This is a genomic window from Oceanobacter antarcticus (assembly GCF_044962685.1).
Taxonomy (GTDB): Bacteria; Pseudomonadota; Gammaproteobacteria; order Pseudomonadales; family Oceanobacteraceae; genus Oceanobacter; species Oceanobacter antarcticus.
Genome location: NZ_JBBKTX010000126.1, coordinates 1 through 243 on the forward strand (window position 1 = coordinate 1; position 243 = coordinate 243).

The window sequence follows — 243 nt, forward strand, 5'->3', positions numbered from 1 at the left end:
CCAGTAGATCCAAGGCTTTTTTTTGGAGCGTCAGGCAGCCATTCTGAATCTCGATCTGCTTGCGTAGCCGGTCGTTCTCTTGTTCGAGCTGTTCGATACGTTTTTGCTCAGCGGTCTTCTTTGGCGCGGGACCTGGGGCGGATTTTTTCAGACCATCCAGCCCTCGCTCATCCCGTTCCCGACGCCATTGAGACAGTTGATTGGAATACAATTTTTCACGGCGCAGCAGTTCCCCTAACTCAC

Annotated in this window: 1 protein-coding gene; it reads right to left on the reverse strand. The window is 52.7% G+C overall.

Annotated elements, in window-relative coordinates:
- A partial coding sequence (locus WG929_RS21205; RefSeq protein ID WP_494517122.1) for a transposase occupies nt 1-243 on the reverse strand: 243 nt, incomplete at both ends.